Source organism: Microbacterium sp. Z10_103 (genome assembly GCF_058310455.1).
In genome coordinates, this window is sequence record NZ_JBZEGK010000001.1 from 252,951 (window position 1) to 266,026 (window position 13,076).

12 protein-coding genes are annotated in these 13,076 nt (G+C 70.0%); 5 read left to right on the forward strand and 7 right to left on the reverse strand.

Features of this window, described 5'->3' with window-relative positions:
• Nucleotides 1-2 precede the first annotated feature (2 nt).
• The 4 genes from rpsI to AC4FS2_RS01140 all read left to right on the forward strand — a co-directional run bounded on the left by rpsI (nt 3) and on the right by AC4FS2_RS01140 (nt 3,109).
• Nucleotides 3-467 (forward strand): 30S ribosomal protein S9, encoded by a 465-nt coding sequence (gene rpsI / locus AC4FS2_RS01125; RefSeq protein WP_491154256.1) that lies wholly within the window; start codon nt 3-5, stop codon nt 465-467.
• 14 nt (nt 468-481) lie between these two features.
• The gene (glmM, locus tag AC4FS2_RS01130; RefSeq protein ID WP_491176180.1) at nt 482-1,840 is read left to right on the forward strand and encodes a phosphoglucosamine mutase; all 1,359 of its coding nucleotides are present in this window, start codon (nt 482-484) and stop codon (nt 1,838-1,840) included.
• A gap of 226 nt (nt 1,841-2,066) precedes the next feature.
• The gene (locus tag AC4FS2_RS01135; protein ID WP_491176182.1) at nt 2,067-2,618 is read left to right on the forward strand and encodes an NADPH-dependent FMN reductase; all 552 of its coding nucleotides are present in this window, start codon (nt 2,067-2,069) and stop codon (nt 2,616-2,618) included.
• Nucleotides 2,615-3,109 (forward strand): flavin reductase family protein, encoded by a 495-nt coding sequence (locus tag AC4FS2_RS01140; protein ID WP_491154250.1) that lies wholly within the window; start codon nt 2,615-2,617, stop codon nt 3,107-3,109. Before AC4FS2_RS01135 ends, AC4FS2_RS01140 begins: the two co-directional genes overlap by 4 nt.
• A gap of 371 nt (nt 3,110-3,480) precedes the next feature.
• On the opposite strand, the gene AC4FS2_RS01145 is transcribed toward AC4FS2_RS01140, so the two are convergent.
• The 5 genes from AC4FS2_RS01145 to AC4FS2_RS01165 form a co-directional block, all read right to left on the reverse strand.
• A complete protein-coding gene (locus tag AC4FS2_RS01145; RefSeq protein ID WP_491176183.1) occupies nt 3,481-4,410 on the reverse strand; it encodes a Ppx/GppA phosphatase family protein in 930 nt (309 codons plus the stop codon).
• A gap of 208 nt (nt 4,411-4,618) precedes the next feature.
• Nucleotides 4,619-5,500, reverse strand: a complete 882-nt coding sequence (locus AC4FS2_RS01150) for a hypothetical protein (protein WP_491176185.1) — start codon at nt 5,498-5,500, stop codon at nt 4,619-4,621.
• Nucleotides 5,484-8,057 (reverse strand): DUF4062 domain-containing protein, encoded by a 2,574-nt coding sequence (locus AC4FS2_RS01155; protein ID WP_491176187.1) that lies wholly within the window; start codon nt 8,055-8,057, stop codon nt 5,484-5,486. Before AC4FS2_RS01155 ends, AC4FS2_RS01150 begins: the two co-directional genes overlap by 17 nt.
• 183 nt (nt 8,058-8,240) lie before the next feature.
• Nucleotides 8,241-9,413, reverse strand: coding sequence for an MFS transporter (locus AC4FS2_RS01160; RefSeq protein ID WP_491176189.1), 1,173 nt, complete (start codon nt 9,411-9,413; stop codon nt 8,241-8,243).
• Nucleotides 9,414-9,445: 32 nt separating this feature from the next.
• The gene (locus AC4FS2_RS01165) at nt 9,446-10,327 is read right to left on the reverse strand and encodes a TIGR03620 family F420-dependent LLM class oxidoreductase (RefSeq protein WP_491176191.1); all 882 of its coding nucleotides are present in this window, start codon (nt 10,325-10,327) and stop codon (nt 9,446-9,448) included.
• Between the two features lie 533 nt (nt 10,328-10,860).
• Here AC4FS2_RS01165 and coaA point away from each other — a divergent pair.
• Complete coding sequence (gene coaA, locus AC4FS2_RS01170) at nt 10,861-11,814, forward strand: type I pantothenate kinase (protein ID WP_491176193.1); 954 nt, start codon at nt 10,861-10,863, stop codon at nt 11,812-11,814.
• Nucleotides 11,815-11,993: 179 nt separating this feature from the next.
• Here coaA and AC4FS2_RS01175 read toward each other — a convergent pair whose 3' ends face one another.
• A complete protein-coding gene (locus tag AC4FS2_RS01175; RefSeq protein ID WP_491176195.1) occupies nt 11,994-12,314 on the reverse strand; it encodes a hypothetical protein in 321 nt (106 codons plus the stop codon).
• A 153-nt stretch (nt 12,315-12,467) separates the two neighbouring features.
• Nucleotides 12,468-13,076 (reverse strand): acyltransferase, encoded by a 609-nt coding sequence (locus tag AC4FS2_RS01180; RefSeq protein ID WP_491176197.1) that lies wholly within the window; start codon nt 13,074-13,076, stop codon nt 12,468-12,470.

The following is a 13,076-nucleotide window of genomic DNA, read 5'->3' on the forward strand; positions in this document are numbered from 1 at the left end:
TCGTGTCGAACATCGAGAACTACTCCACTGAGACGCCGACCGACTCGGTCGCCGTCGCCGCCGAGCGTCCCGTCCTGAGCGTGCCCGGTGCCGCCGTCGGTCGCCGCAAGCAGGCCATCGCCCGCGTCCGCATCGTTCCCGGCACTGGCGTCATCACCGTCAACGGCCGCACCTTCGAGGACTACTTCCCGAACAAGCTGCACCAGCAGCTCGTGAAGGACCCCTTCACCGTGCTCAACCTGACCGACGCGTACGACGTCATCGCGCGCATCTCCGGCGGTGGCCCCTCGGGCCAGGCCGGCGCGCTGCGCCTCGGCATCGCACGTTCGCTCAACGGCATCGACGTCGAGAACAACCGCGCCACCCTGAAGAAGGCCGGCTTCCTCTCCCGCGACGCCCGCGTCAAAGAGCGCAAGAAGGCCGGTCTCAAGAAGGCCCGCAAGGCGCCTCAGTACTCCAAGCGCTGAGTTCGGCTCGTTCCATGCCGCTTTTCGGCACGGACGGGGTGCGGGGGCTGGCCAACGGCCCCCTCACCGCCGACCTCGCGCTTCACCTGGCCCAGGCGACCGCCGTCGTCCTGGGTCAGGGCCGTACCGCCGAGGCACGTCGAGCAGAAGGCCGACGGCTCACCGCGGTCGTTGCCCGCGACCCTCGCGTCTCGGGTGAGTTCCTCGCTGCCGCCGTGTCGGCCGGGCTCGCCTCATCCGGTGTCGACGTGCTCGACGCGGGTGTCATCCCGACCCCGGCCGCCGCGTTCCTCATCGGCGACATCGATGCCGACTTCGGCGTCATGGTGTCGGCGTCGCACAATCCCGCGCCCGACAACGGCATCAAGATCTTCGCCCGCGGCGGCGTCAAGCTGCCCGACGAGGTCGAACGGCGCATCGAAGCCGCGCTCGGAACCGACAAGCTCCAGCCGACGGGCGCCGGGGTGGGCCGCATCCGCCGCTTCGCCGACGCGGAAGACCGCTACGTCGTGCACCTGCTCGGCTCCCTCCCGCACAGCCTCGACGGCATCCACGTCGTGCTCGACTGCGCCCACGGCGCGGCGGCCGGCGTCTCGCCCGAGACGTTCCGGGATGCGGGTGCGCGCGTGACGGTCATCGGCGCCGACCCCGACGGCTTGAACATCAACGACGGCGTCGGATCCACGCACCTGGACCAGCTCGCGAGGAAGGTGCTCGAGGTGGGCGCTGATGTCGGGATCGCCCACGACGGCGACGCCGACCGCTGCCTGGCCGTGGATGCGGAGGGCCGCATCGTCGACGGAGACCAGATCATGGCGATCATCGCCGTGGCGATGAAAGACCGCGGTCACCTCGTCGACGACACGCTCGTGGCGACCGTGATGAGCAACCTGGGCCTCCACCGCGCGATGGCGGACAACGGCATCCGCGTCGTCCAGACCGCCGTCGGCGACCGTTACGTGCTCGAGGCCATGAGCGAGGGCGGCTACGCGCTCGGCGGTGAGCAGTCGGGTCACGTCATCATGAGCGAATTCGCCACGACCGGTGACGGCCTGCTCACGGGCCTGCACCTCGTGGCCGAGATGGCCCGGCAGAGGAAGTCGCTGGCCGAGCTCGCCTCGGTCATGACCGTCTTCCCGCAGGTCCTGGTGAACGTCCGCGACGTCGACCGCGATCGGGTGGCGACCGACGAGGTGCTGCAGGCCGAGGTCGAAGCCGTGACGGCCGAGCTCGGCGACACCGGACGTGTGCTGCTGCGCGCATCCGGAACCGAAGCCCTCGTACGGGTCATGGTCGAGGCGGCGGACGCCGAATCGGCCCAGGAGTACGCCGACCGCATCGCGTCGGTCGTGCGCGACCGCCTCGCGGCGTAGCGCGCTGCTCCGCGGGCGTTTCATCCGATGACGCGGGGGTTACCTCCGCGAAACATGTGCTGCGTATCCTGGTCGTGCAACGTAAGCCGTTGCGGGCCACCGGGACAAAAAAACTCGGTGGAACAGTGAGAGACGTCGGCGTCGCTCGAACCCGCCTCGCGGCTATGTTCGGCGACCGCGTCTCACCCTCCTGCCAATCGGTGAAAGTGTGAGAACGAATATGACTGTGAAAGTTTCCATCGTCGTCGGCAATCCCAAGCCGCAATCGCGAACGCTGAAGGTGGCCACCACCCTCGCCGAGCGCCTGTTCGCCCCCGGCTCGTACGAGCTGACGGTGATCGACCTGGCCGAGTACGAGGCCGACATCTTCGCGTGGCCGTCGGAGACGATGGCCGCCTTGAACGCCGGCGTCGCCGACAGCGACCTGGCCGTCTTCGCGTCGCCCACGTACAAGGCGACCTACACCGGACTCCTGAAGGCATTCCTCGACCGGTACCCCGCCAACGGGCTGTCGGGCGTCGTCGCGATCCCCGTGCTGACGGGGGCGGATGCGACGCACTCCATGGGTCCGACGCACAACCTCGCCCCGCTGCTCGCGGAGCTGGGCGCGATCGTCCCGGGCCGCGGGTTCTACTTCGTCTCGAGCCAGATGGACCGCCTCGACGACCTCGTGGATGCGGCGGCCGCCGAGTACCGCGGCAACCTGGCGCGGCTCGCCTCCGTCGCCGGTGCCACCCTCGTGGATGCTCCCGCCGCGGTCGCGGAGGTCGTCCGGTGAGCGGCGTCGACCCCCGGGCGTTCCGCGACACGCTCGGGCACTTCGCATCCGGCGTCACGATCGTCAGCGGCATCGACGACGACGGACCGATCGGGTTCACCTGCCAGTCGTTCTACAGCGTGTCGATGGATCCCCCCCTGATCTCGTTCAGCGTCATGACGACGTCGACGACGTACCCGCGCATCCGCGACACCGGCCGGTTCGCCGTCAACGTGCTGTCGCACCATCAGCACGACGTGTCGTCGCAGTTCGCCCGCAAGGGTTCGGACAAGTGGGCCGGCGTCTCGTGGACGCCCACGGAGGCGGGGAATCCGGTGATCAACGACACCCTCATGTGGCTGGATTGCGAGATCTGGGCCGAGCACGAGGCCGGCGATCACCTCATCGTGATCGGCCGGGTGCTCGAACTGAGCCCGCCGGAATGGCACCGGCATGAGCCGCTGCTGTTCTTCAAGGGCGTGTACCGCCACCTCCGCGAGCTCGCGAGCTGACGCTTCCCGGCCTACCCCGGAGCCTGAGCGAGCGCGGCCTGACGCTTCGTCTCGCTGCGCTCGCTCAGCGTCCGGGGGTTCCGCCGCACCGGGCCCTGAGCGAGGAGCGGAGCGACGAGACGAAGGGTCGACGCCGTGCGGCTGTGGTTCGGTTCCGCCGTACCGGGCCCTGAGCGAGGAGCGGAGCGACGAGACGAAGGGTCGACGCCGTGCGGCCGGGGGTTCGGGGTTCCGCCGTACCGGGCCCTGAGCGGCTGTGACGCTTCGTCTCGCTGCGCTCGCTCAGCGTCCGGGTTGCGCTGGCGGACCCGGGGTTCCCGGGCCCTGAGCGAGGAGCGCCAGCGACGAGACGAAGGGTCGACGCCGGGCGGCTACATCGCGAGGGACTCGATGTAGCGCAGCAGCACGCCCTCGCGAAGCGCCCACGGCGAGACCTCGAGCTCCTCGACATCCATCGACTTCATCGCCTGGTGCAGCACCACCGCACCCGCGACGATCTGGACGGCGCGATCCGCGGTGATCCCCGGAAGCTCCTGCCGCGTCTCGGCCGGGATGCGGGCAAGCCGCGGAATCCACGCCTTCAGGTCGCGCCGGGGGAGCACCATCCGCTCGATGCCCGACCACCCGGGTACGGGATACCCGGCAAGTTTCGCCAGTGAGCGGATCGCCTTCGACGACCCCACGACATGGTCTGGGCGCGGGAGCGCCGCGAAGCGCTTGGCCACCGGTGCGAGAACGGATGCGGCGTGCCGGCGCAATGCCTCGAGCTGGAAGTCGGTCGGCGGATCGTCGGGGAGGAACTCCAGCGTCATCCGCCCTGCTCCCAGCGGCACGGAGTCGGCGAGGTCGGGCAACTCGTCGGCACCGCCGGCAAGCTCGAGCGATCCACCGCCGATGTCGAACAGCAGGATCTGCCCCGCCGACCAGCCGAACCAGCGACGGACCGCGAGGAACGTGAACCGGGCCTCGGTGTCGCCGCCGAGCACCTGGAGCGGCTGCCCGAGGGTCTCCTCGATGCGCGCGATGACGGCCGGGCCGTTCGTCGCCTCCCGCACCGCCGATGTCGCCGTGGCCAGCAACTCGTCCACCCGCTCCGCAGCGGCTATCGCGCGCGCCTCGGCGACAGCATCCACCAGCGCTGCCACACCGGCGGGGTCGATGGAGCCGTCGGGAGTGAGGTGCTGCATGAGCCGCAGCGCCGTGCGACGGCTCGTGGATGCGGTGGGCCGCCCGCCGGGGCGGGCGTCGGCGATGAGCAGATGAACGGTGTTCGAGCCGATGTCGAGGACCCCAAGGCGCACGGATCGAGCGTAGCGGGGCGGCGTGCAGGTTCGTGACCGCGCGGGGCGACGCTTCGTCTCGCTGCGCTCGCTCAGCGTCCGGGAAGGGGACGGGCACTCGCTGGGCGGTCGGCAGGGGAGGGCGAGCGGGGCCGCTTCGTCTCGCTGCGCTCGCTCAGCGTCCGCGAGGGTCGGCGCTCGCTCAGCGTCCGGGAGGGGCGGCGCTCGCTCAGCGTCCGGAGGCGGGGAGGGGAGGACGGGAGCGACGGCGGCGCTCGCACCAGATGGTGAAGGAGCCGTAGGCCAGGACAGCGCCGGCGACGAGCACGATGAAGGCCGCGGTCATCGGGCGCTCCCATCGCAGGTCGGCGGAACGGAGCACGAGCGACAGGCAGATCGCGGCGAGGCTCACCAGCTGCGCCTCGAACAGGATGCGGAACGAGCTCCACCGCCGGTCCCACAGCAGTGCGACGTTCACGACGCCCGTGAGACTCAGCACGGCGCCGGTCACGCGACCGGTCAGCGGGGTCAGGTCCCATGCCCAGAAGGATGCGGCGAACGCGGGCGCGAGGAAGACGACCGCGCCGAAGAGGAACGCGGCTGCGCCGATCGCCACGAGTCCCAGCGCCGCGAACGACGGGATGATGACATCCCCCGGGTCGGGCTCGACCTGAGCATGCCGGCGTTGCGCGATCGCCAGCACGACGACGATGAACGGCGTCGTGGCGTAGAGCGTGATCCACACCCAGAACGACAGGTTCATGGAGAACCGGTCGAGGTGCAGGAGCGTGGCGACCAGCAGAGCGCCCGCGAACACCGCGACCGCCGGGAAGCCATGCTGCACCCGATGCCACCGCCGCTCTCTCGCGACGCGCACGAAGTACCAGATGCCGCCTACGTAGGCCGATGCGAGAAGGTACGCCGACAGCGGCGGGGTGATCGGCCACGCGAACAGTTCGCCGGTCCGGTCGGGGAACACATACAAGAGGAACGCCGCGGCGATCAGGAACGGCAGAATCGCCAACGCCACCCCTCGCGTCGTGCGCAGGACGACGTTATCCCGACCGTCCGCTCGCGCGGAGGAGTCGCGGGCGTCAGCGGGCGACGGCATCCAGCACCTCCTGGGGCGACATCGCCATGCCCCGCACGACCGCCGCATCCAACTCGGCGCGGGCGCCATCGTCGGCCAGCGCCTCGAAGGCGGGTGCGTACAGGGCGGCCTGGCCCCTGTCGTTCGCGCCCATCCGCCGGCGTAGTGCGGCTGCGGAACCCAGCAGGAGCCCCGCCTCTTCGACGTCGCCCCGGAGCGCCGCGACCCCGGCGCGGCCCTCGAGTCCATAGGCGATGCCCTCGTCGTGCCCCAGTTCCAGCGAGGTCTCCAGGCCTTCATGGAAGTCGGATGCGGCGGCCTCGATGTCGCCCCGCGCCAGACGCGCCCACCCCCGGTGATGCTCGGCGATGACGATGCCGAGGCGCTCCCGGTTGGCGGTGGCCAGGCTCAGACTGCGCTCGAACAGCTCGAGGGCACCGTCCGTATCGCCGATCATGAGGTCGACGCGCCCCATGGTCACGAGTGCCATCGCCTCGCCCCACCGATCGCCGATCGACGCGAACCCGTCGATCGAACGGGTGAGGATCTCGTGCGCGCCGGCGACGTCGGGTCCCTCCCTCCGTCCGAGAAGCGCGAGACCCAGGGAGACGCGTGCCAGCGCGGCACCGCCCGCGTCGCCCGCCTGCTCGAACAGCTCCGCGCTGCGGGTCAGGCCGGGGATGACGTCCAGGCCCGGATGTTGCCAGAACTCGATGGCATGGGTGTAATACTGCGCGACCGCCTCGGTCCACGGGCTGAGAGGGATGCCCTCCCGCGCGCTGCGTTCGAGCACGTCGGCCATCCGTGCCTGCTGGGCTCCCAGCATCCCCGAGAGCCACGCGTACAGGTAGAGCGACCAGGCCATGCGCGCCAGGTCGTCGAACCTCCCGTCGTCGCTGAGAAAGCGGAGGACGGCGACGAGGTTCTCGGACTCGGCGTCGAGGCGGTGCAGCCACGCGAGCTGGCTCGGACCGCTCATGTCGTGCGAGGCGGTGTTGGCGAGCGTGCGGTAGTACTCCGACCAGCGTTCCCGCACGGCGTCGTCGCTGCCCAGCTCGTGGGCGTACGCATGGACGACGGACAGGAGCGTGAAGACGCGGACCCCCCGGCGGTCGCGCTGCTGCAGGAGGCTCGCATCCACGAGCACGTCCAGCGCGGTGGCCGCATCCACATCGGGTATGCCGGCGAGCGTCGCCTCGGCGGCGGCGCGGGTGAAGGGTCCGGCGAAGACCGCCAGCGCAGCAAAGGCCGAGCGCGTCGGAGCGTCGAGCAGGCGCACGCTCCATTCGATCGTGGCGCGGATCGTCTGCTGACGTGCCGGCAGGTCGCGGGCGCCGTCGACGAGGAGCGACAGGGCGGAGTCGAGGCGCTCGAGGATCTCCTGCGGCGTATGCGACCGCATCCGCGCGGCGGCGAGCTCGATGGCCAGCGGGATACCGTCCAGCGCTCGACAGATCGCCGCGATGGTCGCCGTATCGGCTGCCGTGAGCCGGAAGCCGGGAAGCACCGCCGCCGCGCGCTGCACGAAGAGAGCGACCGATGCGGTGGCCTCGAGCGCCTCGACGCTCTCGTCGTCGCCCGGCGAGGCGAGCGGCGCGACGGCGTACACGTGCTCGGCGCGCAGGCGCAGCGGCGAGCGGCTCGTGACGAGGATCGTGAGGTCGGGGACCGCGGTGACCAGGCGCACGAGGACGTCCGCTCCGTCGAGCACCTGCTCCATATTGTCGAGCACGAGGACCATGTCGCGACCCTCGAGGGCGGCCAGCAGCGACGCCTCCACCGGGCGTTCGCCGTCGTCGCGCAGGCCCACCGCGCGCGCGATCGCGGGCACCACACGGTCGGGGGACGTGATCGACTCCAGCAACGCGAAGGCGACCTCGCTGCCGGATGCGGCCAGGGTGGTCGCCACCTCGATCGCCAGGCGGGACTTGCCGATGCCGCCCGGTCCGACGAGGGTGACGATGCGCGTGGCCGGGTCGCGGAGCATCCGCACGATTTCGTCGCGTTCACCGTCGCGCCCGATGATCGGCGTGTAGGCCGAGGGGATGGCGGTGCCAGCCGAGGTGGTCGGCGGTTGCGCGAGGGAGCGCCGGGAGGCGCGGGCGGCCGCGTCGAAGCGATCGGCGAGCAGGGTCGAGAGGTCGTTGATGACGAGGTCGCGGAGTTCCTCAGCATTCCGGAACGATTTGTACGACACGCGATCGTCGGCGCGGATGCGGGCGAGCATCGCCTTGAGGGGCTCCTCGCGCTCAAGTGCGGGGGTCTTGATATAGATGAGCGAGGGGAGGTCGCCGGAGAGGCGGTATTCGTCTTCGAGGCCGGAGAACTCCTCGCCCGGGGCGACCCAGCCGTAGCTCTGCCAGTAGATGCCGAGGAAGATGTCGCTCTGCTCGAGGTAGGAGCGGTACAGCGAACGAGGCGGATGCGGACGGGCGCCGAGCTCGAACATCACCGGCGCGAGGCGCAGGCTCTCCACCGCTTCGCGTACCGCCGCTCTCTCGGGCTGGAGTTCCCCGAGGGTGGAGCTGACGAATACGCGGAGCCGCTGGTCGGGCGTCCTGATCGGGTCGGACTCCATGGCGGTGGCCCCTCCGGGCTTGAACTCTCGCCATCAAGGGTATCGCGGCGCGCGGCGCAACGGTGGGGGACGCAGCATCCCGGGCCGAGGAGACCTGCCCGGGCGAGGATGGATGCGGGCCGGAGTGTCCTCGCGTCGGGAGATGTCCTCGCTCCGGGCGGCTCGAGCCGCAGCGCGCGCGGATTAGTGGGGTGTCACGCGACGGACGAGCGGGTACAGCCCCGCGGCGAGGGCGAGGACACCGGCGATGACGAAGTCGATCCGCAGTCCGGCGATGTCCACGAGCACACCGCCCAGGAGGGATCCGAGCGCGATGGACCCCTGCATCGTGGAGACCAGCACAGCGGATGCTGCTTCCGGCGCGCCCGGTTGGGAGGCCATCATCCAGGTCTGCAGGGAGAGCGGGACGATGCCCCACAGGAGCCCCCACACGGTGAACAGTGCGCCCACCACGATGCCCCACCCCGCGATGAGCGGCAGCAGCACCAGGATTGTTCCAAGAAGGAGCGACACACCTGCAAGCGTCGCCAACCGGTTCTTCGCAATGAGGTAGCCGCCGAGCAGCGTGCCGAACACGCCCGCGACACCGTACGCGACGAACAGGGCCGTGACGACCCCGGCTGCCAGGTGTGCTTCGTCCGCCAGGAAGGGGGTGATGAACGTCGACGCTGCGAACTGACCGGTGACCACCAGAACAGAGGCGATCAGCGCGACTCGGGCGGGTGGCGACTGGAACACCCGGCTCAGTTCACGCCACTTCATGCCGACGGTGGGGCCGATCCGGGGCAGCAGCACAAGCTGCGCGAGAAGCACGATCGCCGACAGTGCCGCAGCGCTCAGAAACACCGCGCGCCAGCCCGCGAGCTGGCCGATGAACTGTCCCGCGGGCAGACCGATCACGGTCCCCGCGGAGATGCCGGCCAAGATGATCGACGTCGCTTTCGTACCCTTCCTCTCGCCCGCAAGCCGGAACCCCAGCGAGGGCACGACTGCCCAGAAACCGCCCAACGCGACCCCGACCAGCACGCGACCCAGAAGCAGGATCGCAAAGGTGGGCGCGAACGCTCCGATGATGTTCGCCACGAGCAGCAGCAGGCCGAGAAGAAGCACGAGCCGGTTTCGAGGGATACGTGCCAGGCCCACCACGACCAGCGGTGCGGAAATCGCCGCGACCAGCCCGGGAACCAGAATCATCAACCCCGCGGTTCCGGTCGAGACCTCCAACTCCTCGGCGATCTGCGGCAGCACGCCGATGGGCAGGAACTCTGTGGCGACGAGGATGAACGCGCCGAGGGCCAGGGAGGCGACCGCCAGCCACATCCGCATCCCCGGGAGGGGCGGGGTGTGTGCTCGCATTGAACCGGTGTTGCGTGTGGTGGTGCCGTCCATTACGTCTCCGATGGCAGTAGTGCGTGAGAAAGTTCGGCCCACTCGTGGCGTGGAAGGCCGCGGGTGTCCGTCAGGACCTGGATGGCGACGTGGTCGGCGCCCGCAGCGTGCTGCTCCTGGACCCGCCGCACGATGGCGTCCATGTCTCCCCAGGCGACGGTGGCGTCGATGAGCCGGTTGCTGCCGCCCCCGAGGAAGTCGTCATCGCCAAAGCCGGCTCGGCGCAGGTTCGCCTGATAACTGGGGAAGCCGAAATACATGCCGATCCCGGCGCGAGCGGTGGCTCGTGCTCGGGCGGGGTCGGTCTCCAGAACGACCGCTTGGTGAGGCGCGATGAGAGGTTCGGGTCCCAGCAGCGAACGGTAGTTCGACGTCAGGCCGGGGGTGACCAGGAAGGGGTGGATGCCTGCGGTGCGGTCGCCGGCGAGTGACACCATCTGCGGTCCGAGCGCCCCAAGGAGCCGCTCTTGCCGTGGTGGTTCGCCGGCATCCGCGTCCAGCTCGTCGAGGAAACGCCGCATCTCGGAAAGAGGGCTCGCGAACGTGTGTCCGCTGGCGGCTGCCGCTTGCGGGTTGCTCACCCCGAATCCGGTGAGAAGACGCGAGCCGTACTCGTCTCGCAGCCTGGCGTGCTCCGAGGATGTGCGGCGTGCGTCCTCAGACCAGATACTCACAACTCCGAGGGCGACACTCGTGCGTGAACCGGCCGCGAGGAGTCGTTCGGCGCTGGCCCAAATCCCGGGGCCGCCGGCGCCGGCAATCCACATCGCACCCCACCCCTGATCGTTGAGTTCCGCGGCGACCTGGTCGACCTCCGGGTTGCGGCTACGGAGCTCCATGCTCCAGATGCCGACCGGCCCGATCGGTACGGAAATTTTCATGGCTGCTGCCTCTCTGAGACCACCGCTTGGCGAACTGTTTCGCGACGCCGACACCGACTCCCCGCGAACCGCCCGTCACCAGTGCGGACTTACCGATCAGGCTTGAAGTTGCATCTGTCATCGCAGTCCTGTTAATTCTATTCTCCGCAGTACACAAACGCGTGGGTGCCGATGCTATTCCGAAGAAGCGGAATATTTGTTCCTGACAGTGCGGCCGCGGTCGGCGGCATGCCGCGAGGACGGCCGCGGGAGTTCATTACAGCGACGCGCTCGATGAGGCACTCGAGGTCTCTGGCGCAGGGGATAGCAGGGACGACTCCCACCTTCGCGGGGAACGCGACTGAGCGTGCCGGGCCGAGGAGATCTGCCCGGGCGAGGATGGATGCGGGCCGGAGCGTCCTCGCGTCGGGAGATGTCCTCGCTTCGGGCCGCCCGGTCCCGTGCCGATGCAGAGGACGCAGGGCGGGCGCGGGCCGTTCGGGCAGGCACCCCCGCGCCGCCCGGGCGCTGATCGCGCGGAGTAGCATGGGCGCGTGCCCGCCGCCGGAACCGCCGTGCCCGCTCCGTCATTGAGCCCGTACCGCGAGATCGATCGAGCCGAGTGGTCGCGTCTGGCCGCCGGGATGCCGCAGCCCCTCAGTGAGACCGAGGTCGTGCAGTTGCGGGGCCTCGGGGATCGGCTCGACGTCCGCGAGGTGCACGAGGTCTACCTGCCCCTCAGCCGGCTGCTGAGCCTCTATGCGAAGGCGACCAAGCGGCTCGGAGCGGACACCGCATCCTTCCTCGGCGAGCAGGACGTCACGACGCCGTTCGTGATCGGTGTCGCAGGTTCCGTGGCGGTGGGGAAGTCGACGATCGCGCGTCTGCTGCGCGAACTCATGAGCCGCTGGGCCGACACGCCGCGGGTCGAGCTCGTGACCACGGACGGGTTCCTCTACCCCAACGCCGAGCTGGAGCGGCGGGGCCTGATGGACCGCAAGGGCTTTCCGGAGTCGTATGACCGGCGCGCGCTGCTGAACTTCCTCAGTGAAGTGAAGAGCGGGGCCGAAGAGGTGCGTGCGCCGTTCTACTCGCACATGCGGTACGACATCATGCCTGACGCGCATGTGTCCGTCCGCCGGCCCGACGTCGTGATCGTCGAGGGTTTGAACGTCCTTCAGCCCCCGCCCGCGCCGAATGACGTGGCGGTGAGCGACCTGTTCGACTTCTCGATCTACGTCGATGCTGACCCCGCGAACATCGAGCAGTGGTACGTCGACCGCTTCCTCGCGCTGCGGAAGGCCTCGTTCAGCAACCCGAATTCGTACTTCCGCGTGTTCGCCGACATCAGCGACGACGAGGCCGTGGAGCGCGCCCTCGGGTATTGGCGCGACATCAACCTGCCGAATCTGCTCGAGAACGTGCTACCTACGCGGCACCGGGCGAGCCTGATCCTTGAGAAGGCCGCCGATCACACGGTCGAGCGGGTGCAGCTCCGCAAGCTCTAGCGAGGCCCCTTCGTCTCGGTCGCTGCGCTCCCTCGCTCAGGGCCCGGCCGGGCGGCCCGTCGGCCCCCGCCGGTCGAGCGCGGGCGTCGCGGGCCCGTCGGGTCCCGGGCCCGTCGAGTCGCCGTGAAACGCGCATTCTCGCGCGAAAACCCGACGTTTCCTGGCGAGTCGACCGGGGGTTAGCGGGCGCGGCGTTTGGCGGGCTGGAGCGCGGGGACCGAGGCGAAGTACTGCGCGACGAAGAGGGCCATGCCGAGCGCGCCGAGGGCGAAGGGAAGGCGCGCGGACAGGGCGGTGCTCCGGCGGTGCAGGAGCCCGGCGAGCCCGAGGTTCATCGCGCCCCACACGATGTTCGCGGTGGGGGAGGACAGCCCGCGGCCCGGCGGGTCAGCGAACGGCGTCGGGAAGGGCTGCCCGCGCAGGCCGCTCACCGTGTGCGGGATGGCGTTGACCGTCAGTGCGCCGGAGGCGGCCTGACGGAGGTATCGGCGGACGGACATATGTGCCTCCGGGGTCGGGGATCCGCCCGAGCATAGCCGCGGCGCCCTGTTCCCCCGCGAGGCTTGCCTTCTCCCGGTCGAGTCGCCAACATCCGTCCCTTTTTCCGCCGAAACACCACATTTTGTGGCGAGTCGACGGGGGGTGGAGCGGGGTCAGGGCGCCAGGGGATGCAGCGCGCCGGCGGACTCGCGGTAGCGCTCGCCGGTTTCGGGGCAGACCCAATCGTCGCCATCGGCCGTGAGCGGACGGCCCGCCCGGCCGACCCAGCCGATCCGCCGCGCGGGTACCCCCACGACGAGCGCATAGTCGGGCACGTCCTTCGTGACCACGGCGCCCGCCGCCACCAGCGCCCACGCGCCGATGCGGACGGGCGCGATGCACACCGCACGGGCGCCGATCGAGGCACCGTCGCCGATCTCGACGCCGACGGCGTGCCAGTCATCCGCCGACTTGAGCTGGCCGTCCGGCGTCACCGCGCGCGGGAACTCGTCATTCGTGAGCACCGCGGCCGGCCCGATGAAGACGCCGTGCCCCAGCCGGGCCGGCTCGTAGACGAGCGCGTAGTTCTGCAGCTTGCATCCGTCGCCCATCTCCACGCCTGGACCGACGTACGCCCCGCGTCCCACGATGCAGTCGGCGCCCACGATGGCGTTCTCGCGCACCTGCGCGAGGTGCCATACCTTCGTGCGGTTCCCCACTCGGGCGGCCTCCGCGACGTCGGCGGTGGCGGCGATGAACGGCTGATCTGTCGGCGAAACCAT